This window comes from Streptomyces sp. NPDC020379, from assembly GCF_044387105.1.
Lineage (GTDB): Bacteria > Actinomycetota > Actinomycetes > Streptomycetales > Streptomycetaceae > Streptomyces.
In genome coordinates this window covers 19,775-45,407 of record NZ_JBIRVR010000025.1, presented here as the reverse complement: position 1 = coordinate 45,407, position 25,633 = coordinate 19,775, and the positions used below count along the sequence as shown (strand labels likewise).

The 25,633-nt window shown below is 73.0% G+C and carries 21 protein-coding genes and 1 riboswitch; of the genes, 14 read left to right on the top strand and 7 right to left on the bottom strand.

Features of this window, described 5'->3' with window-relative positions; translation table 11 throughout:
• Window positions 1–12: 12 nt before the first annotated feature.
• A complete protein-coding gene (locus tag ACH427_RS27110) occupies window positions 13–690 on the bottom strand; it encodes a response regulator (RefSeq protein WP_398873462.1) in 678 nt (225 codons plus the stop codon).
• Window positions 691–2,295: an ATP-binding protein gene (locus ACH427_RS27105; RefSeq protein ID WP_398873460.1), complete on the bottom strand. Its 1,605-nt coding sequence runs from the start codon at window positions 2,293–2,295 to the stop codon at window positions 691–693.
• A gap of 237 nt (window positions 2,296–2,532) precedes the next feature.
• On the opposite strand from ACH427_RS27105, the gene ACH427_RS27100 reads away from it, so the two are divergent.
• From ACH427_RS27100 to ACH427_RS27090, 3 genes are all read left to right on the top strand, one after another.
• Window positions 2,533–3,402, top strand: a complete 870-nt coding sequence (locus ACH427_RS27100) for an ABC transporter ATP-binding protein (protein ID WP_398873458.1) — start codon at window positions 2,533–2,535, stop codon at window positions 3,400–3,402.
• A complete protein-coding gene (locus ACH427_RS27095) occupies window positions 3,392–4,279 on the top strand; it encodes an ABC transporter permease (protein ID WP_398873456.1) in 888 nt (295 codons plus the stop codon). The genes ACH427_RS27100 and ACH427_RS27095 overlap by 11 nt, the downstream gene beginning before the upstream one ends.
• Window positions 4,280–4,359: 80 nt before the next feature.
• Window positions 4,360–5,415 carry an ABC transporter substrate-binding protein gene (locus ACH427_RS27090; RefSeq protein WP_398873454.1) on the top strand — a complete coding sequence of 352 codons (1,056 nt, stop codon included), beginning with the start codon at window positions 4,360–4,362 and terminating at the stop codon, window positions 5,413–5,415.
• Here the strand turns inward: ACH427_RS27090 and ACH427_RS27085 are convergent.
• Together ACH427_RS27085 and ACH427_RS27080 are read right to left on the bottom strand one after the other, a co-directional pair.
• Complete coding sequence (locus tag ACH427_RS27085; RefSeq protein WP_398873452.1) at window positions 5,399–6,313, bottom strand: sucrase ferredoxin; 915 nt, start codon at window positions 6,311–6,313, stop codon at window positions 5,399–5,401. The two genes, ACH427_RS27090 and ACH427_RS27085, sit on opposite strands and share 17 nt — an antisense overlap.
• Window positions 6,314–6,363: 50 nt before the next feature.
• Entirely contained in the window at window positions 6,364–7,617 is a 1,254-nt protein-coding gene (locus ACH427_RS27080) for a citrate/2-methylcitrate synthase (RefSeq protein ID WP_398873450.1), read from the bottom strand.
• A gap of 121 nt (window positions 7,618–7,738) precedes the next feature.
• On the opposite strand from ACH427_RS27080, the gene ACH427_RS27075 reads away from it, so the two are divergent.
• On the top strand, window positions 7,739–8,890 hold the full coding sequence (locus ACH427_RS27075; RefSeq protein WP_398873448.1) for a citrate synthase/methylcitrate synthase: 1,152 nt from the start codon (window positions 7,739–7,741) through the stop codon (window positions 8,888–8,890).
• Between the two features lie 13 nt (window positions 8,891–8,903).
• A complete protein-coding gene (locus tag ACH427_RS27070) occupies window positions 8,904–9,989 on the top strand; it encodes a CobW family GTP-binding protein (RefSeq protein ID WP_398873446.1) in 1,086 nt (361 codons plus the stop codon).
• Between the two features lie 55 nt (window positions 9,990–10,044).
• On the opposite strand, the gene ACH427_RS27065 is transcribed toward ACH427_RS27070, so the two are convergent.
• Window positions 10,045–12,495, bottom strand: coding sequence for a DNA topoisomerase (ATP-hydrolyzing) subunit A (locus tag ACH427_RS27065; protein ID WP_398873444.1), 2,451 nt, complete (start codon window positions 12,493–12,495; stop codon window positions 10,045–10,047).
• Between the two features lie 236 nt (window positions 12,496–12,731).
• Here ACH427_RS27065 and ACH427_RS27060 point away from each other — a divergent pair, with 236 nt between their 5' ends.
• From ACH427_RS27060 to ACH427_RS27045, 4 genes are all read left to right on the top strand, one after another.
• Window positions 12,732–14,081, top strand: coding sequence for a M16 family metallopeptidase (locus ACH427_RS27060; protein ID WP_398873555.1), 1,350 nt, complete (start codon window positions 12,732–12,734; stop codon window positions 14,079–14,081).
• A 35-nt stretch (window positions 14,082–14,116) separates the two neighbouring features.
• The gene (locus ACH427_RS27055; RefSeq protein WP_398873553.1) at window positions 14,117–15,484 is read left to right on the top strand and encodes a M16 family metallopeptidase; all 1,368 of its coding nucleotides are present in this window, start codon (window positions 14,117–14,119) and stop codon (window positions 15,482–15,484) included.
• Window positions 15,485–15,744: 260 nt separating this feature from the next.
• Window positions 15,745–15,900, top strand: a riboswitch (cyclic di-AMP (ydaO/yuaA leader).
• A 13-nt stretch (window positions 15,901–15,913) separates the two neighbouring features.
• Window positions 15,914–16,717, top strand: a complete 804-nt coding sequence (locus ACH427_RS27050) for a M23 family metallopeptidase (RefSeq protein ID WP_301891852.1) — start codon at window positions 15,914–15,916, stop codon at window positions 16,715–16,717.
• Between the two features lie 279 nt (window positions 16,718–16,996).
• Window positions 16,997–17,662 carry a GntR family transcriptional regulator gene (locus ACH427_RS27045; RefSeq protein ID WP_398873551.1) on the top strand — a complete coding sequence of 222 codons (666 nt, stop codon included), beginning with the start codon at window positions 16,997–16,999 and terminating at the stop codon, window positions 17,660–17,662.
• A gap of 177 nt (window positions 17,663–17,839) precedes the next feature.
• Here ACH427_RS27045 and ACH427_RS27040 read toward each other — a convergent pair whose 3' ends face one another.
• Window positions 17,840–18,121 (bottom strand): HPr family phosphocarrier protein, encoded by a 282-nt coding sequence (locus ACH427_RS27040; protein ID WP_361535724.1) that lies wholly within the window; start codon window positions 18,119–18,121, stop codon window positions 17,840–17,842.
• 142 nt (window positions 18,122–18,263) lie between these two features.
• Between ACH427_RS27040 and ACH427_RS27035 the strand changes: the two genes are divergently transcribed.
• The 4 genes from ACH427_RS27035 to ACH427_RS27020 all read left to right on the top strand — a co-directional run bounded on the left by ACH427_RS27035 (window position 18,264) and on the right by ACH427_RS27020 (window position 23,728).
• Window positions 18,264–21,074 carry a GNAT family N-acetyltransferase gene (locus ACH427_RS27035; RefSeq protein ID WP_398873441.1) on the top strand — a complete coding sequence of 937 codons (2,811 nt, stop codon included), beginning with the start codon at window positions 18,264–18,266 and terminating at the stop codon, window positions 21,072–21,074.
• A gap of 134 nt (window positions 21,075–21,208) precedes the next feature.
• Complete coding sequence (locus ACH427_RS27030; RefSeq protein ID WP_361534008.1) at window positions 21,209–21,796, top strand: DUF5998 family protein; 588 nt, start codon at window positions 21,209–21,211, stop codon at window positions 21,794–21,796.
• Window positions 21,796–23,004 carry an alkaline phosphatase family protein gene (locus ACH427_RS27025; RefSeq protein WP_398873439.1) on the top strand — a complete coding sequence of 403 codons (1,209 nt, stop codon included), beginning with the start codon at window positions 21,796–21,798 and terminating at the stop codon, window positions 23,002–23,004. The genes ACH427_RS27030 and ACH427_RS27025 overlap by 1 nt, the downstream gene beginning before the upstream one ends.
• A gap of 52 nt (window positions 23,005–23,056) precedes the next feature.
• On the top strand, window positions 23,057–23,728 hold the full coding sequence (locus tag ACH427_RS27020; protein ID WP_398873437.1) for a thymidine kinase: 672 nt from the start codon (window positions 23,057–23,059) through the stop codon (window positions 23,726–23,728).
• Here ACH427_RS27020 and ACH427_RS27015 read toward each other — a convergent pair.
• Complete coding sequence (locus ACH427_RS27015) at window positions 23,703–24,509, bottom strand: VOC family protein (RefSeq protein WP_398873435.1); 807 nt, start codon at window positions 24,507–24,509, stop codon at window positions 23,703–23,705. The genes ACH427_RS27020 and ACH427_RS27015 overlap by 26 nt on opposite strands.
• 288 nt (window positions 24,510–24,797) lie before the next feature.
• Here ACH427_RS27015 and ACH427_RS27010 point away from each other — a divergent pair, with 288 nt between their 5' ends.
• On the top strand, window positions 24,798–25,628 hold the full coding sequence (locus ACH427_RS27010; protein WP_398873433.1) for a sulfurtransferase: 831 nt from the start codon (window positions 24,798–24,800) through the stop codon (window positions 25,626–25,628).
• The last annotated feature ends 5 nt before the right edge of the window (window positions 25,629–25,633 follow it).

Sequence of the window (25,633 nt, the reverse complement as noted above, 5' to 3'; positions counted from 1 at the left end):
GGGCCGGTGTGCTCAGCGGTTCGTCCAGGCGTAGCGGTGTTCCGGGCGTCCGGTTTCGCCGTATTTGAGGGTGAGATGGAGTCTGCCGGATTCCTCCAGGCGTTTGAGGTAGCGCTGGGCGGTGGAGCGGCTCAGGCCCGCGCGGGTGGCGACCTCGTGGGCCGACAGCGGCCGCGCGGCGTCCGAGAGCACACGGCGGATCAGTTCGGCGGTGGGCGCGGAGTGCCCCTTCGGCAAGGGGGCGCTGGTGGCCGCGGTGCGCAGGGTGCCGAAGATGCGGTCGACCTGGTCCTGGCCTGCCTCGTGCGCGTCGTCGAGGGTCCGGCGCAGCTGGGCGTACGCCTCCAGCTTCACCCGCAGCCCCGGGAAGGTGAACGGCTTGACCAGGTATTGCAGGGCGCCGAAGCACATCGCCGCCTGCACGGTCGCGACGTCCCGGGAGGCCGTCACCATGATCACGTCGGTGAGGTGGCCGCGCTGGCGCATCCGGCGCACCAGGCAGAGCCCTGTCTCGTCGGGCAGGAAGTGGTCCAGGAGCATCAGGTCGATGCCTCCCTGTTCGAGCACGGCCAGGGCCTGCGCCGCGGTGTGGACCTTGGCGGCGACATGGAAGCCGGGCACGCGCGCGACATACGCGGCGTTGATCTCGGCGACGCGGAAATCGTCGTCCACCACCAGGACCTCGATCATTTACTTCACCTCTTCGAGTGAGCGCACTGCTTCGGGCAACTCCACGGTGAACACCGCGCCGCCGCCTTCCCGTTCGTCTGCCCGTGCCGATCCTCCGTAGCGCTCGGCCAGCCTTCTGACGAGGGAGAGGCCGAGTCCGCGGCGGCGGTGCGGGGGCGGTTCCTTGGTGGACCAGCCGTCGGCGAAGACGAGTTCGCGGTCGGCGGGGGGTACCCCGGGGCCGTTGTCGGTGACCCGCACGATCAGCGCGGCGCCCACCGTCCGCAGCTCCACTTCCACGAACGGTTCTCCGTCGGTCCGGCCGGCGGTCGCGTCCAGCGCGTTGTCGACGAGGTTGCCCAGGACGGTGACCAGGTCGCGGGGGTCGACCACCCGGTCGGGCAGCCGGGTGCGCGGGCTCACCCGCAGCGCCACGCCGCGCTCGGCCGCGACCGCGCTCTTGCCCACCAGCAGCGCGCCGACCAGCGGATCGCGCACCCGCTCGGCGACCTGCTCGGCCGTGGCCCGGTGCGCGCCCGTCACCTCCGCCAGGAACTCGGCGGCCTCGTCGTAGAGTTCCAGCTCCAGCAGGCCGACCAGGGTGTGCAGCCGGTTGGCGTGCTCGTGGTCCTGGGCGCGCAGCGCGTCGGTCAGGCCGCGGGTGCCGTCGAGCTCCCGGCGGAGCTGCTCCAGTTCGGTGCGGTCGCGCAAGGTGGCCACGGTGCCCCCGTCGGCGGTGTCCATCCGGTTGGCGACCAGGACCCGCCCGTCCCGGACGGTGAGCAGGTCCGTGCCCGTCACCCGCCCGGCCAGCACGTCCGTGGTGCGGCCGGGTGGCAGGACGCTGTCCAGCGGCTGACCGGTCGCGTCCGGCCCGAGCCCGAGCAGCCGCTGGGCCTCGTCGTTGACGAGCCGTACGCGGCCGTGCCGGTCGAGGGCCACCACGCCTTCGCGGATGCCGTGCAGCATCGCCTCGCGCTCGTCCAGCAGGGCGGATATCTCGGTGAGCGCGATGCCGCGGGTGCGCTTGCGCAGCCGCCGGGAGACGGCGAGCGCCGCCAGCGCCCCGGCCCCCAGGGCGGCACCGGCGTACAGCAGGATGCCCGGCACCGCGTGGACCAGCAGCGCGTGCACGTTGTCGTAGGCGATGCCGACGGAGACGGCGCCGACGACGGCGCCCTCGCTGTCGCGCAACGGCACCTTGCCGCGTGCCGAGCGGCCGAGGGTGCCCTTGGCGATGCCCTTCCACTCCTGCCCGCTCAGGACCTTGCCGGGGTCGGTGCTGACCCGTTCGCCGATCCGGGTGGGTGAGGGGTGGGAGTAGCGGGTGCCCTGGAGGTCGACGACCACCACATAGCTGGCGCCCGTGGCCAGCCGGATGCGTTCGGCCGCGGTCTGTACGGGCCCTTGCGGGGTGGGCAGTCCGGCCAGCAGTTCACGGGCGATGCGGGGCTGGGCGGCGGTGGCCTGCGCTATGGCCAGCGCCTGCCGCTCGGCCTGGTCGTCCAACTGTGCGCCGAGGGGCGCGAGGAAGAGCCCGGCGGCCAGCCCGGTCACCCCGGTGATGATCAGCAGTTGGGCGAGCAGCACCTGGGCGAAGACACGGCGGGGCCACCGGGGGCGCATAGGGGTCCCTTTCGTTTTCGTCCTGCGGTGCCACCAGAACGTAGCCGGACGACCGGTCAGTGGCCGGTTCCGTAGCGCTTTCGTTGTTCTACCGCGAGCAAAACGAGCAGAACAGGGTTCGTGCCCTCAAGTCGCACAGCGCTCACAAGGCTGTCCGCGCGGGGCGCGCCGCGCCTACCGTCCAGCACCGCCCCGAGGGACCGCGGGGCGGACGAGCCGGGCACAGGAGGCGCCACGATGAACAGCGGGACGACCGACGACGCTACCCCCAGCGGGACTCCACCGGGCCGGTATCCGGCCATCGAGCTGCGCGGCGCCACCAAGGTGTTCCGGACCCCTTCGGGCGCGGCGCACACGGCCGTGCGCGATCTCGATCTGACCGTGGAGCGCGGCGAGTTCGTGGCCGTGGTGGGGCCCACCGGCTGCGGGAAGTCGACCACCCTCACCCTGGTCAGCGGGCTGGAGGAGCCGTCCGAGGGCGAGGTGCTCATCGACGGCGGACCTGTGACGGGGATCCGGCCGGAGGTCGGGTTCGTCTTCCAGCAGGACGCGGTGTTCCCCTGGCGCACGGTCCTGTCCAATGTGATGGCCGGCCCGCGCTTCCGTGGCGTGCCGAAGGCGGAGGCGCGCGAGCGGGCCCTCGACTGGCTCGGCCGGGTGGGTCTGGCGGCCTTCGCCGACCGCTATCCGCACCAGCTCTCCGGTGGCCAGCGCAAGCGCGTGGCGCTGGCCCAGACCTTTGTCGGTGACCCCTCGATCCTGCTGATGGACGAGCCGTTCTCCGCGCTCGACGTGCAGACCCGCGCGCTCATGTCGGACGAGCTCCTGGAGCTGTGGGGCGGTGGACGGCCCGGCGGAACGGCCGCGTCCGTCGTCTTCGTCACCCATGACCTGGAGGAGGCCATCGCGCTGGCCGACAAGGTGGTCGTGATGACCGCCGGCCCGGCCACCGTCAAGGAGGTCTTCCCCGTCCGGCTGCCGCGGCCCCGGAAGGTCGAATCCATCCGTCTGGAGGCGGAGTTCGTCGAGATCTACCGCGAGATCTGGTCCTCGCTCGGCGAAGAGGTCCGCATCACACGGGAGAGGGGTGCCGAGCGTGTCGCATGAGTCGATTCCGTCCCGTACCGCCGTCGTCCCCGCCGCGGCGGCGCCGAAGAGCGCGACGGGCCGTACGGAGGCCCGGGCCAGGGCCGCCCGGCACCGGAAGCTGCTGGTCCTCGCCGTGCGGGTGCTGCTGCTCGCCGTCGCGCTCGGGGCCTGGGAACTGATGGCCCGTCATAAAATCATCGACCCCTTCAACTTCTCGATGCCGTCGGAGATCTGGGACCAGATCGTGCAGTGGACGGCCCACGGCACCGCCCAGGGCTCGCTCGGCGAGCAGGTCTGGTACACGCTCTACGAGGCCCTGTTCGGCTGGGTCATCGGCGTGACGGGCGGTGTGGCGCTCGGCATCGCGCTCGGCCGGGTGCGCTTCCTGGCCGACGTCCTCGGCCCGTACATCAAGATCCTCAACGCGCTGCCGAGGATCGTCCTCGCGCCCATCTTCCTCATCTGGTTCGGCCTGGGCCCTGCCTCCAAGGTCGCCTCGGCCGTGGTGCTGGTCTTCTTCCCCGTCTTCTTCAACGCGTTCCAGGGGGCGCGGGAGGTGGACCGCAACCTCGTCGCCAACGCCCGGATCCTGGGCGCGAGCAACCGCCGGGTGACCCTTCAGGTCGTCGTCCCGTCCGCCACGTCCTGGATCTTCACCAGCCTTCATGTGAGCTTCGGGTTCGCGCTGATCGGAGCCATCGTCGGCGAGTACATCGGGGCGACGAAGGGGATCGGGCTGCTCGTCTCCAACGCGCAGAACACGTTCAACTCGGCCGGGGTGTACGCGGCGATGGTCATCCTCGCGGTGGTCGCGCTGCTGGCGGAAGGGCTGCTGACCTTCGCGGAGCGGCGGCTGTTCCGCTGGAAGGCCATCCAGTCGGGGGCCGACGGCTGAGGCCGCGCCGGACGCCTGCGGGGCCTGTCGTCCCGGGCCCTCGTCCCCCCTTCACCCCTCACCCGAAGGATCCACCCGTCATGCGTTCAACCAGCAGTACGCGCCTCCGCTTCGCGGCCGCCGCCGTGGCCCTCGTGACCGTCCTCGCCGGCTGTGCCGACGAGGTGTCCGGAAACGGCGCGAACTCCGGCGGCGGCAAGGCCTCCGGCAAGACCGTGAAGATCATGGTCGGCGGTCTCGACAAGGTCATCTATCTGCCGGCGGTGCTCACCCAGCGGCTCGGCTTCTTCCAGGAGCAGGGTGTCGACGTCCAGCTCCTCACCGAACCGGCCGGAGTGCAGGCCACCACGGCCCTGGTCGCCGGCGAGGTGCAGGGCGTCGTCGGCTTCTACGACCACACCCTCGACCTCCAGGCGAAGGGGAAGCGGGTGGAGTCGGTGGTCCAGCTCGCCCGGACGCCGGGGGAGGTGGAGATCGTCTCGAGGAAGGCGGCGGGTGATCTCACCTCACCCGCGGACTTCAAGGGGAAGAAGCTGGGGGTCACCGGACTCGGCTCCTCCACCGACTTCCTGACGAAGTATCTGGCCGTGCGCAACGGCGTGAAGGTCAGTGATGTCACGCCGGTCGCCGTCGGCGCGGGCCAGACCTTCGTCTCCGCGCTCCAGCAGGGCTCCATCGACGGCGGGATGACCACCGACCCGACCGTGGCCCAGGTCCTCGCCCAGGGCACCGGCAAGGTGCTGGTCGACCTGCGGACGCCCGAGGGTTCGCGGGCCGCGCTCGGCGGGCTCTACCCCGCGTCGAGCCTCTACATGAACACCTCGTGGGTCAACGGTCACAAGGAGACCACCCAGAAGCTCGCCGACGCCTTCGTGAAGACCCTGGCGTGGATGGCCTCGCACAGCCCCGAGGAGATCGCCGCCAAGATGCCCGCCGACTACGCCAAGGGCGGCAAGGACCTCTACGTCCAGGCCGTCAAGAACACCCTGCCCATGTTCACCCGGGACGGTGTGATGCCCGACGACGGGCCGAGGACCGTGCACGACGTGCTCAAGGCGTTCAACCCCACGATCCGCGACGCCGACATCGACCTGGAGAAGACCTACACGACGGAGTTCGTCAGGAAAGCGGGGTGACGGACACGACATCCATCCGGGCCGGGGCGCCGGGCGTCCGGCCGCAGCTCTCCGGGCGGGGCGGTTCGGCGGCACCCTGCGCGACGAGGACCCGCCAGGCCCGGCCGTCGGTGTGGGTGACGGTCACGGACCAGCGCGCGGCCGGGCCGTCGGCGGGTCCGGAGCCGGACACGTCCAGGGCGTCCGCGCCCTCCTCGCCGGTGAGTTCGCGGACGGCCAGCTCGGCGGCCTGGGCGGGGCGCTCCCACGAGGAGCGGCCGCGGCACCCCTCCGTCACGATCCGGCCGTCACGCACGGCTTCGAGCACGTCCTTGACGCCGTGCGCGGTGACCCGCCCGTACGCGTAGCCGTAGGGGAGGACGAAGAGGGTCGGCGCGAAGCGATGGCCACCGATGTGGGTGACCTCCCAGGTCTCGATCCCGCCCGCGCTGACCAGTTCGGCGGCGAGCGGCCTGCCGAGCAGGGCGCAGCAGCGGTCGCGCTTGCCGTTGGTGCAGACGAAGACCAGCGGGTCTCCGGCGTACGGCTCCCACAGCCCGCCGTGCTCGCCCGCGCCGAGCGCCGCGAGGTCCAGCTCCGTCAGCGCCGCCGGGTCGGTCAGAGCGGTGGTGCGGATCCAGGAGCGGCCCGGCGCCGTGTGGGCGACGAACACCCGCTGCGTCGCGGGCCGGTGGCAGTCCGCGTGGCGGCCGGGGCGCCGGATGAGGGCGATCCGCACACCGGTGCCCGCCGCGGCCTCTTCCAGGGCGCGGCCCACGGCGGGGTCGAGGTGGCTGGTGGCGAGTGCGTTCGCGCCCCAGGGGCCGGGCTGTTCGAGCAGCAGCCAGGTCCGGGCGGTGGCGGCGGTGCCGGCCAGGGGCTCGGAGAGTTGACGGGAGACGGTCGCGCACGTACTCACGAAGGTAAGCCTAACCTGCCCTTGCGGAGCCCGGAATCCCCGTTCGGCTGTCAGGGCAGAGGCTGTGGTGGCCGCGGGCCGCAGTAGTGGCCCGTGGGACGCAGCCGCAGGGGTCGCTCGGCGTACTCCTCCAGGGCGTGCGCGATCCAGCCCGCCGTGCGCGCGACCGCGAAGACCGTCTCGCCCGCCTCGGGCGGCATGCCCGAGGCGACGGAAAGGACCGCCAGCGCGAGGTCGATGTTCGCGTGCAGGGGCACGTGCCGTGCCGTCGTGGCCTCGACCTCGCGGGCCGCCGCCAGTGCGGCTGCCGCGGCGGGCACCGATTCCAGCCGGCCGAGGAGCGCGGTGGCCCGGGGGTCCGGCCCGGGGTAGAGGCGGTGCCCGAGTCCCGGTACGCGCCTGCCGTCCCGCAGATGGTCCGCCACCACGGCACCCGCGCTGCCGCGCTCCAGCACCTCCGTCAGCATCCGGTGGGCCAGCCCGCTCGCCGCGCCGTGCAGCGGCCCCTCCAGGGCGCCGAGCCCCGCCGAGACCACGGCGTACGGATGGGAGCGCGCCGACGCCGCGACCCGCACCGCGAGGGTGGAGGCGGCGAGGTCGTGGTCGATCAGCAGGACGAGGGCGGCCTCCAGGGCGCACAGCGACGCCTCGTCCGGCGCCCGCGAGGTCAGCCGTGACCACAGGCGTGGCGCGATCCGGTCGTCGGCGTGCGCCTGCCGGCCGGCAGGCGGCAGGGCGTCGACCAGCGTCGGGATCAGGCCGCGGGCCGTACCGAGCACCGCCTGCGGGGAGAGGTCGAAGCGCAGCGGATCCGCAGCCGCCGCCGCGATCGCGGCCACCCGCAGCCGGTCGGTGGGCCCGCTGTCGGCGGGCAGCGCGTCCACGGCGCGGTGCGCCGCGGCCAGCGTCTCCTCGGGGGCGGCGAAGCGGGTCCCGGGACGCAGCTCCCCGGTCCACAGCCAGTCGGCCACTTCCTCGTACGCGTGCCGCCCGGCGAGCGCGGTCGCGTCGACGCCGCGGTAGAAATACCGGTCCTTCTCGATGAGCGTGATGCCCGTACGGATCGCCGTCTCGCCGCCGAACGCCGGCTCCCGCCTGCCGCGCCGGGCCAGCGCGTCGACCTCCCGCGCGTCGAAGGTGCTGCCCCGGCCGCCGGGGCCGCGGCGGCTGGAGAGCTGGCCGCGGCTGACATACGCGTAGACCGTCTCGGGTTTGACGCCCAGCCGCTCGGCGACCTCGCGGGTGGTCAGCCGTCCTCTGTCGTCGTCGCCCGCCGCCGGGCCGCCCGTCTCAAGATCCGCCATGGGCACACCGTAACCGGCGTGTACATATTGATTCAATCAATATTGACAGCCATTGGATCAAGGGTGGACAGTCCCATCACGTTTCAACGAGCAGCACTCAAGGGATCGAGGAGGCACCGCTGTGCCGATCACCGAGGTACCGCGCGGACTCGCGGGCGTCGTCGTCACCGACACCGCCCTGGGCGACGTCCGCGGCGGCGAAGGCTTCTACCACTACCGCCAGTTCTCCGCCGTCGAGCTCGCCGGGAGCCGCTCCTTCGAGGACGTCTGGCACCTGATGTTCCGGGGCCACCTCCCCGACGCGGCGCAGCGGGCCGCCTTCGCCGCCGAGACCGCGGCCCTGCGCCGGCTCCCCGCCGACGTGCGCGACGCCCTGCCGGCCATCGCCCGCTCCTGCGCGCCGTCCGGCCCGCTCGCCGGGCTGCGCACCGCGCTCTCGCTGCTCGGCGCCTCCGCCGGGCTACGCCCCCTCTACGACACCGCCGCCGCCCACCGCGAGGCCGACGCCCTCGCCGCCTGCGCCGCCGTCCCCACCCTGCTCACCGCGCTCCACCGGCTCGGCCGGGGACTGGAGCCCGTCGAGCCGCGCGAGGATCTCCCGTACGCCGCCAACTACCTCTACATGCTGGACGGGCGCGAGCCCGAGCCCCGCCGGGCCCGTGCGATCGAGCGGTACCTCATCTCCACCGTCGACCACGGCTTCAACGCCTCGACGTTCACCGCCCGCGTCATCGCCTCCACCGGAGCCGACCTCGTCGCCTGCCTCGGCGGTGCCATCGGCGCCCTCTCCGGGCCGCTCCACGGCGGCGCGCCCAGCCGCGCCCTGGACACCCTCGACGCCATCGGCACCCCGGACCGCATCGACCCCTGGATCCGCGAACGCGTCCTCGCGGGGGAGCGCATCATGGGCTTCGGGCACCCCGTCTACCGCACCGAGGACCCGCGCTCACGGATGCTGCGCTCCATCGCGCGGGACTTCGGCGGCCCCCTGGTCGACCTCGCGACCGAGGTCGAGGGGAAGGTCGAGGCGATCCTCGCCGAGCTCAAGCCGGGGCGCGAGCTGCACACCAACGTGGAGTTCTACGCGGGCGTCGTCATGGAGCTCTGCGGGCTGCCGCGGGAGATGTTCACGCCCACGTTCTGCGCGGCCCGCGTGGTCGGCTGGAGCGCCAATATCCTGGAACAGGCGGAGGACTCGAAGATCATCCGCCCGGCGGCCCGCTATGTCGGCCCGCCCCCGCCGCAGCCGGTTCCCGCTGCGTCCGACGTGTGATGGAGGCTGCCTCTTGGCGAAACGACAGATCCCGGTCATCGTGCTGGCGGGCTTCCTCGGATCCGGCAAGACCACCCTGCTCAACCACCTGCTCAAACACAGCGGGGGCAGCCGGATCGGCGTGGTCGTCAACGACTTCGGCAGCATCGAGATCGACGCGATGAGCGTCGCCGGGCAGGTCGACTCCATGGTCTCCCTGGGCAACGGGTGCCTGTGCTGTGCCGTCGACACCAGCGAGCTCGACGGCTTCCTCGACAAGCTCGCCCGCCCGGCCGCGCGGATCGACGTCATCGTCATCGAGGCCAGCGGGCTGGCCGAGCCGCAGGAGCTCATCCGCATGATCCTCGCCAGCGACAACGCGAGCATCGTCTACGGCGGCCTGGTCGAGGTCGTGGACGCCGCGGAGTTCGCCCGCACCCGCGCCCGGCACCCCGAGATCGACCGCCATCTGGCCATCGCCGACCTCATCGTCCTCAACAAGACGGACCGGGCGGAGGAGACGGAGCGGAAGGCCGTCCTCGACGAGCTGGCCCGGCTCGGCCCCGGCACGCCCGTCCTGGAGTCGGCCCATGGGCGGGTCGACCCGGAGCTGCTCTTCGACCGCAAGGCGCGGGAGCGGGAAGAGCCGGGCGCGATACGCCAGCTGTCCTTCGAGGACCTCGTGCGGGACGCGGACGAGCACGCCCACGACTGCGGAACGCACGGCTGCGGCGGGGACTGCGCGGGGGGCGGCCACGGTCATCTGCACGCCGCGTACGACAGTGTGGACTTCACCTCCGCGGAACCGATGGATCCGCGGCGGCTGATGGACTTCCTCGACAACCGGCCCAAGGGCCTGTACCGCATCAAGGGCTTCGTCCACTTCGGGGCGGAAGGCCACCGGGGGGTGCGGTACGCGGTGCACGCGGTGGGCGACTTCCTGCGCTTCTACGCCGCGCCGTGGGGCCGCGCGGAAGAGCGGGTCACCCAGCTGGTGCTGATCGGGACGGGGATCGACGCGACCGCCCTGCGGGCCGGCCTGGAGAGCTGCCGGCGGCTGGAGCCGGGCGACGCGGACGAGAACACGATGTGGGGCGTGCTGCGGTACGCGCAAGCCTGACGGCTTGCCTCAAGCGCCGTGCGGCCGGCCGCACGGCGCTTTCGCCGCAGGAGCCCTACACCGGGCCCGCCACCACCGCCACCGACTTCGTCAGCGGCGTGCCCGAGCCGTCGCGCCGGGGGTCGATCTCCGGCAGGTCGGCCGGGGTGCCGTTGGACGTGGCCGCCCGCGCCGGGGTCGTGCCCGCCCAGGCCATGACGAGGCAGTCCTCGCCCTTGAGGAAGCGCTGGCAGCGCACACCGCCCGTCGCCCGCCCCTTGCGCGGGTACTGATCGAACGGCGTCAGCTTCGCCGACGTCTCCGACGCACCCAGCAGCGTGCCCGCCGCACCGGCCACCGTGAACACCACGGCGTCCGCCGCCGGGTCGATCGCCGTGAACGAGATCACCTTCGCCCCCGCCGACAGCTTGATGCCCGCCATGCCGCCCGCCGGACGGCCCTGCGGGCGCACCTGCCCCGCCGGATAGCGCAGCAGCTGCGCGTCGTCGGTGATGAAGACCAGATCCTCCTCGCCCGTACGGAGCTCGACCGCGCCGACGATGCGGTCACCGTCCTTGAGGGAGATGACCTCCAGCTCGTCCTTGTTCGCCGGATAGTCCGGGACCACGCGCTTGACGACGCCCTGCTCCGTGCCGATCGCGAGGCCCGGAGACGACTCGTCCAGGGTGGTCAGGCACACCACCCGCTCGTCATCCTCCAGCGTCAGGAACTCCGAGACCGGTGCCCCGCCCGCCAGACTGGGCGCGGCCGCCGTCTCGGGCAGCTGCGGCAGGTCGATCACCGGCAGGCGCAGCAGCCGGCCCCCGGAGGTCACCGCGCCCACGTCCGCGCGGGCCGTCGCCGGGACCGCCGAGACGATCACGTCGTGCTTGACGCGCTTCTCCCCGTCGTCCGGGAACGGCTCGCCGCCCGCCGTGCGGGCGAGCAGCCCGGTGGAGGACAGCAGCACCCGGCAGGGGTCGTCCGCGACCTCCAGGGGCACGGCCGAGGCGGGGGAGCCCGCCGACTGCAGCAGGACCGTCCGCCGGTCGGTGCCGAACTTCTTCGCCACGTCGGCCAGTTCATTGGAGACCAGCTTGCGCAGCTCCGCGTCGGACTCGAGGATCGCGGTCAGCTTCGCGATCTCGTCGTTCAGCCGGTCGCGCTCCGACTCCAGCTCGACCCGGTCGAACTTCGTCAGACGGCGCAGCGGGGTGTCGAGGATGTACTGCGTCTGGATCTCGGAGAGCGAGAAGCGCGCGATCAGGCCCTCCTTGGCCTGCGCGGCGTTCTCACTCGATCGGATGATCCTGATGACCTCGTCGATGTCGAGGAGCGCCACCAGCAGGCCCTCGACCAGGTGCAGCCGGTCCCGCCGCTTGGTGCGCCGGAACTCGCTGCGCCGCCGCACCACCTCGAAGCGATGGTCGACATAGACCTCCAGCAGCTCCTTCAGACCCAGCGTCAGGGGCTGCCCGTCGACCAGCGCGACGTTGTTGATGCCGAAGGACTCCTCCATCGGCGTCAGCTTGTAGAGCTGCTCCAGCACGGCCTCGGGGTTGAAGCCGTTCTTGATCTCGATGACGAGACGGAGGCCGTGGGAGCGGTCGGTGAGGTCCTTGACGTCGGCGATGCCCTGGATCTTCTTGGCGCCGACCAGGTCCTTGATCTTGGAGATCACCTTCTCCGGGCCGACCGTGTACGGCAGCTCGGTGACGACCAGGCCCTTGCGACGGGGCGTCACGTTCTCCACGGTGACGGTGGCCCGGATCTTGAAGGTGCCCCGGCCCGTCTCGTACGCGTCACGGATGCCGCCCAGGCCCACGATCCGGCCGCCCGTGGGCAGATCCGGGCCGGGCACGAACCGCATCAGGGTGTCCAGGTCGGCGCCCGGGTGCTTGATCAGGTGCCGGGCGGCGGCCACGACCTCGCCGAGGTTGTGCGGCGGCATGTTCGTCGCCATGCCGACCGCGATCCCGGAGGCGCCGTTGACCAGCAGGTTCGGATACGCGGCCGGGAGCGCGACCGGCTCCTGCTCGCTGCCGTCGTAGTTCGGCGTGAAGTCGACGGTGTCCTCGTCGATCGACTCCGTCATCAGCGACGTCGTCGCCGCCATCCGCGCCTCGGTGTAACGCATCGCGGCGGGCGGGTCGTCATTGCCCAGCGAACCGAAGTTGCCGTGCCCGTCGACCAGCGGCACGCGCATCGAGAAGGGCTGCGCCATGCGCACCAGGGCGTCGTAGATGGACGCGTCACCGTGTGGGTGGAGCTTGCCCATCACCTCGCCGACGACGCGTGCGCACTTCACATACGAACGCTCGGGGCGCAGGCCCATGTCGTTCATCTGGAAGAGGATGCGGCGCTGGACGGGCTTGAGCCCGTCCCGGGCGTCGGGCAGGGCGCGCGAGTAGATGACCGAGTAGGCGTACTCGAGGAAGGAGCCCTGCATCTCGTCGACGACGTCGATGTCGAGGATGCGCTCCTCGAAGTCGTCCGGCGGCGGGGTCTTCGTGCTGCGGCGGGCCATCGCGGCTGCTGCTCCTTCGATCGATTGCCGAGGCGGGGTGCTGACGCCGACCATTGTGGACCGCCCCACTGACAACGCCGACAACCGACCCGTCCGTAAGAGCGCACCGCACCGGGAACTTCGCCAGATGTCAGCACGCTTGCATACAGTGACAGGACTGTTCATCACGCGAGTCGTCGCGAACCATCGCGAGCCTCCACGCGGGATTCCACGCGATCGAAGGGACGTACATGCCCATGGGTCACACGGCCACGCAACAGGCCGGTTCCAGCGGCCTGACAGCGACCGAGCACCGCCTGGCCAATGGCCTGCGGGTGGTGCTCTCCGAAGACCACCTGACCCCGGTCGCCGCCGTCTGCCTCTGGTACGACGTCGGCTCGCGCCACGAGGTCAAGGGCCGCACCGGCCTCGCCCATCTCTTCGAGCACCTTATGTTCCAGGGCTCGGCCCAGGTCAAGGGCAATGGCCACTTCGAGCTGGTGCAGGGCGCGGGCGGTTCGCTCAACGGCACCACCAGCTTCGAGCGGACCAACTATTTCGAGACCATGCCGGCCCATCAGCTGGAGCTGGCCCTCTGGCTGGAAGCCGACCGGATGGGCTCGCTGCTCACCGCGCTCGACGACGAGTCCATGGAGAACCAGCGGGACGTCGTCAAGAACGAGCGCCGCCAGCGGTACGACAACGTCCCCTACGGCACCGCCTTCGAGAAGCTGACGGCCATGGCCTTCCCCGACGGCCACCCGTACCACCACACCCCGATCGGCTCCATGGCCGACCTGGACGCCGCGTCCCTGGAGGACGCCCGCGCCTTCTTCCGCACCTACTACGCGCCGGGCAACGCCGTCCTGTCCGTCGTCGGCGACATCGACCCGGAGCAGACGCTCGCCTGGGTCGAGAAGTATTTCGGCTCCATCCCCGCGCACGACGGCAAGCAGCCGCCGCGCGACGGCTCCCTCCCCGACGTCATCGGCGAGGAGCTGCGCGAGGTCGTGCGCGAGGAGGTGCCCTCGCGTGCCCTGATGGCCGCCTACCGCCTCCCGCACGACGGCAGCCGTGACGCCGACGCCGCCGACCTCGCCCTGACCGTCCTCGGCAGCGGCGAGTCCTCCCGGCTCTACAACCGCCTGGTCCGCCGCGACCGCAGCGCGGTGGCCGTCGGCTTCGGGATGCTGCGGCTGGCCGGCGCGCCCTCGCTCGGCTGGCTGGACGTCAAGGCGTCCGGCGGCGTCGAGGTGAGCGACATCGAGGCCGCCGTCGACGACGAGCTCGCCCGCTTCGCCGCCGAGGGGCCCACCCCGGAGGAGATGGAGCGCGCCCAGGCGCAGCTGGAGCGCGAGTGGCTGGACCGGCTCGCCACGGTCAGCGGCCGCGCCGACGAACTGTGCCGTTTCGCCGTGCTGTTCGGCGACCCCCAGCTCGCCCTCACCGCCGTGGAGCGCGCCCTCGACATCACCCCGGAGGAGGTGCAGCGGGCCGCCAAGGCCAGGCTGCACCCCGACAACCGCGCGGTGCTGGTCTACGAGCCCACCGCCCCCGCCGAAGAGCACGCCGAGCACGACCTGAACGACGAGGAGACGGCCCAGTGAGCGACGCCGTGGCCACCGGCACCGCAGGACCTTCGATGACCTTCCACCCGCGGCCGCGGGCCGGCGAGGCGACCCCCTGGGCCTTCCCGGCCCCCGAGCGCGGCACCCTGCCCAACGGCCTGACCGTGCTGCGCTGCCACCGCCCCGGCCAGCAGATCGTGGCCGTCGAGATCAACCTCCTGGCGCCGCTGGACGCCGAGCCGGAGGGCCTCGACGGGGTCGCCACCATCATGGCCCGCGCCCTGTCGGAGGGCACCGACAAGCACACGGCCGAGGAGTTCACCGCCGAGCTGGAGCGCTGTGGCGCCACCCTCGACGCGCACGCCGACCACCCCGGCGTCCGGGTCTCCCTGGAGGTGCCCGCTTCCCGGCTCGCCAAGGCCCTCGCCCTGCTCGCGGACGCCCTGCGCGCCCCCGCGTTCCCCGACAGCGAGATCGAGCGGCTCGTCGGCAACCGCCTGGACGAGATCCCGCACGAGCTGGCCAACCCCGCCCGCCGTGCCGCCATGGCGCTCTCGAAGCACCTCTTCCCGGCCGAGGCGCGCATGTCGCGCCCCCGCCAGGGCACCGAGGAGACCGTCGCGCGCATCGACGCCGCCGCCGTGCGCGCCTTCTACGAGGCGCACGTCCGGCCCGCCACCACGACCGCCGTGGTCGTCGGCGACTTCACCGGCATCGATCTCGACGAGGCGCTCGGCGACTCCCTGGGCGCCTGGACAGGCTCCGTGGCGGAGCCCCGGCCGGTGCCGCCGATCACCGCGGACGACACCGGCCGCGTGGTCATCGTGGACCGCCCCGGCGCCGTCCAGACCCAGCTGCTGATCGGCCGGATCGGCGCCGACCGGCACGACCGCGTCTGGCCCGCCCAGGTGCTCGGCACGTACTGCCTCGGCGGCACCCTCACCTCGCGCCTGGACCGCGTCCTGCGCGAGGAGAAGGGCTACACCTACGGCGTGCGGTCCTTCGGCCAGGTGCTGCGCTCCTCCCCGGAGGGCACGGGCGCGGCCATGCTCGCCATCAGCGGCTCGGTCGACACGGCCTCCACCGGCCCCGCCCTGGACGACCTGTGGACGGTGCTGCGCACCCTCGCCGCCGAGGGCCTGACGGACGCCGAGCGGGACACCGCCGTGCAGAACCTGGTCGGTGTCGCGCCGCTGAAGTACGAGACCGCCGCGGCCGTCGCGGGCACCCTCGCCGACCAGGTCGAGCAGTATCTGCCGGACGACTTCCAGGCGCGGCTGTACGAGCGCCTCGCGCGGACCGGCACCGTGGAGGCGACGGCCGCCGTCGTCAACGCCTTCCCGGTCGACCGGCTCGTGACCGTCCTCGTCGGTGACGCCGCGGAGATCGAGGAGCCCGTCAGGGCGCTCGGGATCGGCGAGGTCACCGTCGTCAGCGGCTGACACCTGACGGCCGCTCACATCCGGCTCACCCCCGAGTCGCGTCCGGCGGCCGATGTCTGACGCCGGATGACATCAGCCACCCGGGAGGCGCGCGGGGCCCACGGGTCCCGCGCGCCTCCTTTATGTCCGATTTAGTGGAGTGGTTGCACATCTCCGCTGTGGCGTACGCCACAAATTAGGGCTTCTGTTTGCCGTTCGAAAGTGGCGGCGTCTAGCGTCAGGGCGGCTGCCCGTCAGATGTGAGTCGCATCCGCGGCCCCGGACAGTCATCGCCGAGTCCCCGTACGGCGCGAGCCAGGGGAGCCGGGGACCCACATGTCCCTGGGGTGAATCGGGCCCCTCTCCGGAGGGATCCGTAGGAGACCTTCCTGCTCCGAACCCGTCAGCTAACCCGGTAGGCGAGAAGGAAGGAAAGGATCAGCCGTACCCATGGCGTTCACTCGTCCCACCGGTAAGCACCGCCGTCCGAGCCGCGCCGTCCGCGCCGGGGCGAACGCGGCGGGCATAGCCACCCTCGCGGCCACCGGTGTCATGGCGGGATTCGCCGCTCCGGCACTCGCCGCCACCGACGACGCCCCGCGCGTCGAGGACACCGGCCTCACCCAGGCCATCGTCATCGGCGACGACACGGCCGACCGCGTCGGCGAGCAGGCCGAGATCCAGCGCAGCTCCGCGGACGAGACCGCCGCCCGCCTGCAGGCCGAGGCCGCCGCCAAGAAGCAGGCCGCCGAGGTCAAGCAGAAGGCCGACGAGGCCCAGCGCAAGCTGGACGCCGAGCGCAAGGAGCAGGAGCGCGCCGCCCGCGAGCAGGAGCGCAAGCGCCTCAACGCCTACGTCGCGCCGATCGACGGCTCCTACGTCTCCACCGCCTACAAGGCGTCCAGCGGCCTGTGGTCCTCCGGCAGCCACACCGGCATCGACTTCCACGCCGAGTCGGGCACCTCGGTGCACGCCGTGGGCGCGGGCACCATCGTCGAGGCGGGCTGGGGCGGCGCGTACGGCAACAACGTCGTCATCCAGCACAGCGACGGCACCTACACGCAGTACGGTCACCTGTCGTCCATCGACGTCAGCGTCGGCCAGACGGTCACCCCGGGCCAGCAGATCGGCCTCTCCGGCGCCACCGGCAACGTCACCGGCCCGCACCTGCACTTCGAGGCCCGTACCGGCCCCGCGTACGGCTCCGACATCGACCCGGTCGAGTACCTGCGCTCGCACGGCGTCAACGTCTGACGCACCACGCCCCCCGGCTTTCACCGCCGTATCGCCGAGTATCGCGGCGTTCCCCGTCACCAGGCCCCGGTCACCGACCGGGGCCTTCGTGTTGGCCAAAACATACCGATGACTTCACCGGCGCCATCGGAAATTCCCGGCGCCTGCAATAGAGTCGCCCGACAGGCGTCAATCGGCCGCGTTTCGCGGGGGTCAATGCGGAGGTTCACCCATGCGGGGCCGTACGTGAACGGCTATGACAACCCGGTGCCGGACAGCCGCGGAATTCCCACGCAGGCCGTGTGCACCGCGATCCGTGACGACATCGTCTCCGGCTTCTTCCCGCCCGGCAGCAGGCTCATCGAGGAACTGCTCGCCCGCCGCTACGGCGTCTCCCGCGTACCCGTGCGCGAAGCCCTGCGCACCCTCGCCTCCGAAGGCTTCGTGACCACCCGCCGCCACGCGGGCGCCTGCGTCGCCGAACCCACCGAGCACGAGGCCGCCGACCTGCTCGACGTCCGGGCCCTGCTGGAACCCCTGGGCGCCGCGCGCGCCGCGCAGCGCCGCACCGAGGCCCACCTCAAGGTGCTCCGCGGGCTGGTCAGACTCGGTCTGGAGCGCGCCCGGGCCGGCCGGACCGGCGAACTGCGGCCCCTGGACGACTGGTTCGACGAGACGCTCGCCCAGGCCACCGGCAGCCCCAGCCTCGCCGCGCTGCTCACCCAGCTGCGGCTCAAGATCGCCTGGGTGTACGTGGCGGAGCCGCCCCTGCGGCCGGTGCGCACGTGGGAGGCGCACGGTGCCCTCGTCGACGCGATCGCCCGGGGCGACGCGGACCGTGCGCGGGCGCTCGCCGCGACACGCGCCGACCGCGTGCCGGGTGAATACCGGCTGCGCAGGCCCGTCCGCCCGGTCCGGGCGCGGAATCCGAAACAATCGGTGCGCACCGCGGCCGCCCCCTCCTGACAACGGGCGGTTATCCGTGGAGCGTTGCCACCGTGTGGCCGGCGGAATTCGAGCGGCGCGCACGGCGCGAAACCCGGCCGCGAGGCGACGGGGAAAGCGGAGGGCCGGGAAAACGACAGCGGGGCCGCGGCGGCCTCAATCGGCCGCCGCGGCCCCGCCGCGCGCGATTCCCGTGAATCAGACGGTCTCCGGGAGCTCCTCGAGCCCCTCGGCGACCAGCTTCGCCAGGCGGTCGAGAGCCGCCTCGGCACCCTCGGCGTCCGAGGCCAGCACGATCTCCTCGCCGCCCTGGGCGCCCAGGCCCAGCACGGCCAGCATCGACGCGGCGTTGACGGCGTTGCCGTCGGCCTTGGCGATCGTCATCGGAACGCCCGCGGCCGTCGCCGCACGGACGAAGATCGACGCGGGACGGGCGTGCAGGCCCTCGGCCCAGCCGACGTTGACGCGGCGCTCAGCCATGGTGTTGCCCTTCAAGTCGTCATTGGTTGTCTAGACCAGTGTCTCACGGGGTCCGCAGTGCTCCGGCTGCCCCCACCCTCCCCGGTCCCGCCCGCCCGCGCGAGCCGGGCCCGCTGTCGGTGGGCGGCCTTACGCTGGCCCCATGCAGACGCCGTCCGAGCATGCCTACCCGACCCACTGGGAAGCCGATGTGGTGCTGCGCGACGGCGGCACCGCACAGATCCGCCCGATCACCCCGGACGACGCGCAGCGCCTGGTCAGCTTCTACGAGCAGGTCTCGGACGAGTCGAAGTACTACCGCTTCTTCGCCCCCTACCCCCGCCTCTCCGACCGTGACGTGCACCGCTTCACCCATCACGACTACGTCGACCGGGTGGGCCTCGCCGCCACCGTCGGCGGTGAGTTCATCGCCACCGTCCGCTACGACCGCATCGGCCCCCGGGGCCTGCCGTCCTCCGGCCCGGCCGACGAGGCGGAGGTCGCCTTCCTCGTCCAGGACGCCCACCAGGGCCGCGGCGTGGCCTCCGCCCTGCTGGAGCACCTCGCCGCCGTCGCCCGCGAGCGCTCCATCCGCCGCTTCGCCGCCGAGGTGCTGCCCGCCAACACCAAGATGATCAAGGTGTTCACGGACGCGGGCTATACGCAGAAGCGCAGCTTCGAGGACGGCGTCGTCCGCCTGGAGCTCGACCTGGAGCCCACCGACCGCTCCCTCGCCGTCCAGCGTGCCCGCGAGCAGCGCGCCGAGGCCCGCTCCGTGCACCGCCTCATCGCCCCCGGCTCCGTCGCCGTCATCGGCACCGGCCGCGAGCCCGGCGGCATGGGCCGCGCCGTGCTGCGCAATCTGCTGGCGGGCGGCTTCACGGGCCGGGTGTACGCGGTCAACCACGCCTTCCCCGAGGGGCCTTCGCGGCTCCAGCCCGAGGGGGTGCCCGCCCACCGCTCCCTCCGCGGCATCGACGAGCAGGTCGACCTCGCGATCGTCGCCGTGCCCGCCGAGCAGGTGCCCTCCGTCGTCGCCGAGTGCGGCGAGCACGGCGTGCAGGGCCTCGTCGTCCTCGCCGCGGGCTACGCCGAGAGCGGTGCCGACGGCCGAGACCGGCAGCGCGAGCTGGTGCGGCAGGCCCGCTCGTACGGCATGCGCATCATCGGGCCCAACGCCTTCGGCCTGATAAACACCGCGCCCGGGGTCCGCCTCAACGCCTCCCTCTCACCCGAGCTGCCCAGCGCCGGGCGGCTGGGCCTGTTCAGCCAGTCCGGGGCCATCGGCATCGCCCTGCTGTCCGGGCTGCACCGCCGTGCCGCCGGTCTTGTCGGCATCTCCACCTTCGTCTCCGCGGGCAATCGCGCCGACGTCTCCGGCAACGACTTTCTTCAGTACTGGCACGACGACCCCGACACCGACGTCGTCCTCATGTACCTGGAGTCCATCGGCAACCCCCGGAAGTTCACCCGGCTCGCCCGGCGCACCGCCGCCCGCAAGCCGGTCGTCGTCGTCAAGGGCGCCCGCCACGGCGGCGCCGCCCCCACCGGCCACGCCGTGCCCACGACCCGCATCCCCGACGCCACCGTCTCCGACCTGCTGCGGCAGGCCGGTGTCATCCGCGTCGACACGGTCACCGAGCTGGCCGACGCCGGCCTCCTCCTGGCCTCCCAGCCGCTGCCCGCCGGCCCCCGCGTCGCCATCCTCGGCAACTCCGAGTCCCTCGCCCTGCTCACCTACGACGCCTGCCTCACCGACGGCCTGCGCCCCCAGCCCCCGTACGACCTCACCACCGCCGCCGAACCGGCCGACTTCCGGGCCGCCCTCCTGGACGCCCTGGCCGACGAGGAATGCGACGCCGTGGTCGTCACCGCCATCCCCTGGGTGGGCGACGCCTTGGCCGCGGACCTTGCCGCCGCGCTGCGGGAGGCGGTGGCCACGGCCGCGGCCGCGAAGCCCGTCACCGTCGTCCACCTGGAGATCCCGGGCCTGGCCGAGGCGCTCGCGGCGGAGGAGCGGCCGCCCGTGGCCACAAGCGCGGCGGTCGCCACGGATGGCTCCGCCGGCCGCCCGCCCGCCGTGCGGATACCCGCCTACCCCGCGGCCGAGCGCGCCGTGCGGGCCCTCGCCGAAGCCGCGCGCTACGCCCGGTGGCGGCGGCAGACGGCCGCCGAGCCCGGCCGGGTGCCCGAGTACGAGGACATCGACGAGGCGGGGGCCGCCGCCGACATCGACGTCCTGCTGGCCGCCCACGGAGCGACCCCCGCGCCGCTCACCGGCCCGCGGGCCGTCACCCTCTCCGCCGCCGACACCCAGCGCCTGCTCGCCCGCTACGGCATCGCCGTGCTGCCCGCGCTGCCCGCCCCCGATCCGGAAAGTGCCGTCCGGGCCGCGCACCGGCTCGGCTTCCCCGTCGCCCTCAAGCCCACCGCCCCGCACCTGCGCCACCGCGCCGACCTCGGCGGCGTCCGGCTCGACCTGGGCGGCGAAGCGGAACTGCTCCGCGCCTACGGCGAGTTGACCGAGCTGCTCGGCAAGCCGGAGGAGACCCGGTTCGTGGTGCAGTCGATGGCCCCGCGCGGCGTCGACACGGTCGTGCGGGCCGCCATCGACCCCGCGGCGGGCGCCGTGCTCTCCTTCGGCCTGGCCGGCGCGCCCTCCCTGCTGCTCGGCGACACCGCGCACCGGCTGGTCCCCGTCACCGACCGCGACGCCGCCGAGCAGATCCGCTCGATCAGGACCGCGCCACTGCTGTTCGGCTGGCGGGGCACGACCCCGGTGGACACCAGGGCCCTGGAGGAGCTGCTGCAGCGGGTCTCCCGGCTGGTCGACGACCACCCCGAAGTGGTGGGCGCCGACCTGGAGCCGGTGATCGTCGCCCCGCACGGCGTCCACGTCCTGGGCGCGACCATCCGCCTGGCCCCGCCGCCCGCCCGTACCGATCTCGGGCCCCGCAGCCTGCCGGTCGTCTGACCGGACGCCCGCTGTGAGGTGCCCCACCGGGCCGCGTCCCGCCCCCTGATCCCGGTCCGCGGCACAGCGCGCGCCCCCGGGGCCCGGGGGCGGGCAAGGGCGGGCGGGCCCCCTGCGCCCCGTAGGATGGGCGTATGGCGAAGACCGGTACGACGACCCAAGGGCTCCGCGCGGCGATCGAGCGCAGCGGCTACTACCCGGCCCTGGTGGCCGAGGCGGTGGAGGCCGCCGTGGGCGGGGAGCCGATCGTGTCGTACCTGGTGCACCAGGAGACGACGTTCGATTCCAACGAGGTCCGCCGCCATGTCACGGTCCTGGTCCTCACGGACAACCGCTTCATCGTCAGCCACACCGACGAGCAGGCCGCCGACGGCACGTCCCCCTCGCCGTATGCCACGACGTCCACGGAGTCCGTGAAGATCGGCCGGATCTCCTCCGTCGTGCTGAGCCGCGTCGTCGCCAACCCCGAGGCGTACACCCCGGGCACGCTGCCCCGCGAGGTCGTCCTCACCATCGGCTGGGGCGCGGTCTCCCGGATCGACCTGGAGCCCGCCGCCTGCGGCGACCCCAACTGCGACGCCGACCACGGCTACACCGGTTCGTCCACCGCCGACGACCTGAGCCTGCGCGTCAGCGAGGCGGGGGACGGCCCGGACACCGTCCGGCAGACCCTCGCCTTCGCCCAGGCCCTCTCCGAGGCGACCGCGGCGACCGCCCGCTGATGGCCCAGGTGACCACCGCGGGCCGGTCCTGGCACGACCCGGTCCCGCTCGACCCCCGCTCCGCACCCCTCCCGCGCTACGGCACCGGCTCGCTCGCCGACCTGCTGCCGTCGATCGCGACGGGCCTGGGCGTCCCCGGGCTGAGCACCGGCCTGGAGCTCGCCCCCGCCGACCGGGTCTGCGTCTTCCTCATCGACGGCCTCGGCTGGGAGCTGCTGCGGGCCCACCCCGCGGAGGCGCCCTTCCTGCACTCCCTGCTGGGCACGTCCATGAACGGCACCGGGCGGCCGATGACCGCCGGGTTCCCCTCCACCACCGCGACGTCCCTCGCCTCGGTCGGCACCGGCCTGCCGCCGGGCGCGCACGGCCTGCCCGGCTACACCGTCGCCGACCCCGCCACCGGGCAGCTGATGAACCAGCTCCGCTGGCGCCCCTGGACCGACCCGCACGTCTGGCAGCCCTACCCCACGGTCTTCCAGCTCGCGGACGCGGCCGGGGTCCACACCTGCCAGGTCTCCGCCCCCGACTTCCAGCACACGCCGCTGACGAAGATCGCGCTGAGCGGTGGCACCTTCCACGGCCGGCTCTCCGGTGAGGACCGGATGGACCTCGCCGCCGACCGGCTCGCCGCCGCGGACCGCGCGCTGGTCTACACCTACTACAGCGACGTGGACGGCAAGGGCCACCGCTTCGGCGTCGATTCCGACGAGTGGCGCGGCCAGTTGATGTATGTCGACCGGCTCGCCCAGCGCCTCGCCGAACAGCTGCCGCCGCGCTCGGCGCTGTACGTCACCGCCGACCACGGCATGATCGACATCCCCTTCGACCCGGAGTCGCGCATCGACTTCGACGAGGACTGGGAGCTGCGCGCCGGCGTCGCGCTCCTCGGCGGCGAGGCCCGCGCCCGCCACGTCTACGCCGTGCCCGGCGCGGCCGCCGACGTGCTGGCCGTCTGGCGCGAGGTGCTCGGCGAGCAGATGTGGGTCGCCGGGCGGGACGAGGCGATCGAGGCCGGCTGGTTCGGCCCGCCCGGCGAGGGCGTGGACGACCGGGTCCACGGACGGATCGGCGATGTGGTCGCCGCGGCCCGCGACGACATCGCCGTCGTCGCCACCGAGACCGAGCCGAACGAGTCCGCGATGGTCGGGCTGCACGGTTCCATGACGCCGGTGGAGCAGCTGGTCCCGCTCCTCGAAGTGCGTTCCTGACCCCGCCCGGCCCCCTTCAGCCCTCCTACGTACGAAAGGCATTGGCTTCCCCATGCCCGAGCTGGTGTTCTTCTCCGGAACCATGGACTGCGGAAAGAGCACCCTCGCTCTTCAGATCGAGCACAACCGCTCGGCACGCGGTCTGCAAGGGATGATCTACACCCGGAACGACCGGGCGGGCGAGGGCAAGCTGTCCTCCCGGCTCGGCCTGGTGACCGACTCCGTCGAGGCGGGCGACGGCTTCGACTTCTACGCCCACATCGTCGCGCACCTCTCGGCGGGCGGCCGGGCCGACTACGTCATAGCCGACGAGGCGCAGTTCCTCACCGCCGAGCAGATCGACCAGCTCGCCCGGATCGTCGACGACCTCGAACTCGACGTCTTCGCCTTCGGCATCACCACCGACTTCCGCACCCGGCTCTTCCCCGGCTCCCAGCGCCTGGTGGAACTCGCCGACCGGGTAGAGGTGCTCCAGGTCGAGGCCCTGTGCTGGTGCGGTGCGCGGGCCACGCACAACGCCCGCACGGTTGGCGGGCAGATGGTCGTCGAGGGCGCCCAGGTCGTCGTCGGGGATGTCAACCAGCCCGAGGCCGTGGTGGGTTACGAGGTGCTGTGCCGGCGTCACCACCGCCGTCGGCTGACGGCCGCGGCGGCGCGCGCCGCCGCGCTCTCGCCGGACGTGCTGCCCGTGGACCCGGCTAACGGGCCGTCCGCAGCAGGGTGAAGACGGCGCCCTCGGGATCCGCGACCGTGGCCACCCGCCCGGCCGCGCTCTCCCGCGGCGGCCGCAGCACCTGACCGCCCAGCTCGACGACGCGGCGCGCGGCCATATCGGTGTCCGCCACCTCGAACGACGTCATCCAGTGCGGCCCCCGCGCGGGCGGCAGCGCCGCACCGACCCCGTGGATCGCGGCCACCGGCCGCCCGTTCAGCCGCAGTGTGACGGAGTCGGGACCGCCCGCCGGCGCGGGCTCGGCCTCGTAGCCGAAGAGCGCGCGGTAGAACGTGACCACCGCGGACGTCCGGTGGGTCACCAGCTCGTGCCGGACCGGCGTGCCGGGCGTCCCCGCCAGCCGGGGGCTCGCCAGCCGCGTACCCTGCCAGACGCCGAACGAGGCCCCGGCCGGGTCCGAGGCGAGCAGCAGCCGCCCCGCCTCCTCGGCCGTCAGCGGGCCCACGCCGACCGTGCCGCAGGACGAGCGGATGCCCTCCGCGGTGCCGTCCGCGTCGTCGCTCGCGAGATAGGTGGTCCAGGCGGTGGGCAGCCGTCGCCCCGGCGTCAGCCCGCCGATGCCCGCCACGTCCTGGCCGTCGATCGTGGCGCGTACGTACGGGCCGAGCCGGCGTGGCCCGGGGTTGTAGTAGGACCAGCCGAACAGGCCGCTGTAGAAGTCCTTGATCGATTCCAGGTCGTGTGCCAGCAGGCTCGTCCAGCACGGGGTGCCCGGTGTCTGCCTGGCCTCCCCCGTGCTCGGCCGCCGGGGGGAGCCCCAAACCTCGGTCATCGCCACTCTCTCCTCGGACCATCGTGGTGGCCGCGCGTCCCGCGCCGTTCCGCGGCGCGCGGGCGGTACGGGACGGGGCACGTCCAGATGTTTGCACCACCTGCCGCGGCGCGCCCCCCGGCCGCGCCGGGACCCACGTGTTCCCGCAGGAGAATGCCCGAATTCGCGTTTCGGTTCCGTTTCGGCGCCGTTGCCGTCCAGTATCGGGATCGCCGCCCAGTATCGAGCAGTTGTGCGCGGTCCCACCAGAGGGCCTTTCCGCGCGGGAGGTTAGGCCAGGATGGGGCCATGAATCCCCTCATCACCGCAGTCGAACTCATGAGCGCATCCGCCGGGGCGCAGCCGCCGGTCCTGCTCGACGTCCGCTACCAGATGGGCGGCCCGCCCGGCCGTCCGCAGTACGAGGCGGGACACATCCCCGGCGCCGCCTACGTGGATCTCGAAGCCGAACTTGCCGGTCCCGCGGGGAAGCAGGGCAGGCACCCGCTGCCGGACGTCGAGGCGTTCGGCGCGGCGATGCGGCGCGCCGGGGTGCGCTCCGACCGCGAGGTCGTCACCTACGACGGCGGCACGGGCTGGGCGGCCGCCCGCGCGTGGTGGATGCTGCGCTGGGCCGGTCATTACTCCGTACGGGTCCTCGACGGCGGCCTCCCCGCGTGGACTGCCGGGGGCGGGGCCCTGGCGGCCGGTGCGCCGCCGGTCGCGGAAGGGGACTTCGTCCCGGCGCCGGGGGCGCTGCCGTCGCTCGACGCGGACGGGGCGGCCGCGCTGGCACGGCGTGGGGTGCTGCTGGACGCCCGGGCGGGGGAGCGGTACCGCGGCGAGACCGAGCCGATCGACGCGGTCGCCGGGCATATTCCCGGCGCACTCTCCGCGCCGACGATGGAGAATGTGGCCGAGGACGGCCGCTTCCGGCCCGCCGAGGAGCTGGCCGAGCGCTTCGCCGGCCTCGGGGCGCGCGGCGAGGTGGGGGTCTACTGCGGCTCGGGCGTCTCCGCCGCGCACGAAGTGCTGGCGCTGGCGGTCGCGGGCATCCCCGCGGCCCTCTACGTGGGGTCGTGGAGCGAGTGGTCCTCCGACGGGAGCCGTCCCGTGGCGACGGGCCCCCAGCCGGGCTGACCCGG

Bases quoted from the DNA above. Each gene is read 5' to 3' on its own strand.
- ACH427_RS27110 (WP_398873462.1), bottom strand. From the start codon at position 690: ATGATCGAGGTCCTGGTGGTGGACGACGATTTCCGCGTCGCCGAGATC.
- ACH427_RS27105 (WP_398873460.1), bottom strand. From the start codon at position 2,295: ATGCGCCCCCGGTGGCCCCGCCGTGTCTTCGCCCAGGTGCTGCTCGCC.
- ACH427_RS27100 (WP_398873458.1), top strand. From the start codon at position 2,533: ATGAACAGCGGGACGACCGACGACGCTACCCCCAGCGGGACTCCACCG.
- ACH427_RS27090 (WP_398873454.1), top strand. From the start codon at position 4,360: ATGCGTTCAACCAGCAGTACGCGCCTCCGCTTCGCGGCCGCCGCCGTG.
- ACH427_RS27080 (WP_398873450.1), bottom strand. From the start codon at position 7,617: ATGGCGGATCTTGAGACGGGCGGCCCGGCGGCGGGCGACGACGACAGA.
- ACH427_RS27065 (WP_398873444.1), bottom strand. From the start codon at position 12,495: ATGGCCCGCCGCAGCACGAAGACCCCGCCGCCGGACGACTTCGAGGAG.
- ACH427_RS27060 (WP_398873555.1), top strand. From the start codon at position 12,732: ATGGGTCACACGGCCACGCAACAGGCCGGTTCCAGCGGCCTGACAGCG.
- ACH427_RS27055 (WP_398873553.1), top strand. From the start codon at position 14,117: ATGACCTTCCACCCGCGGCCGCGGGCCGGCGAGGCGACCCCCTGGGCC.
- ACH427_RS27050 (WP_301891852.1), top strand. From the start codon at position 15,914: ATGGCGTTCACTCGTCCCACCGGTAAGCACCGCCGTCCGAGCCGCGCC.
- ACH427_RS27040 (WP_361535724.1), bottom strand. From the start codon at position 18,121: ATGGCTGAGCGCCGCGTCAACGTCGGCTGGGCCGAGGGCCTGCACGCC.
- ACH427_RS27035 (WP_398873441.1), top strand. From the start codon at position 18,264: ATGCAGACGCCGTCCGAGCATGCCTACCCGACCCACTGGGAAGCCGAT.
- ACH427_RS27030 (WP_361534008.1), top strand. From the start codon at position 21,209: ATGGCGAAGACCGGTACGACGACCCAAGGGCTCCGCGCGGCGATCGAG.
- ACH427_RS27025 (WP_398873439.1), top strand. From the start codon at position 21,796: ATGGCCCAGGTGACCACCGCGGGCCGGTCCTGGCACGACCCGGTCCCG.
- ACH427_RS27020 (WP_398873437.1), top strand. From the start codon at position 23,057: ATGCCCGAGCTGGTGTTCTTCTCCGGAACCATGGACTGCGGAAAGAGC.
- ACH427_RS27015 (WP_398873435.1), bottom strand. From the start codon at position 24,509: ATGACCGAGGTTTGGGGCTCCCCCCGGCGGCCGAGCACGGGGGAGGCC.
- ACH427_RS27010 (WP_398873433.1), top strand. From the start codon at position 24,798: ATGAATCCCCTCATCACCGCAGTCGAACTCATGAGCGCATCCGCCGGG.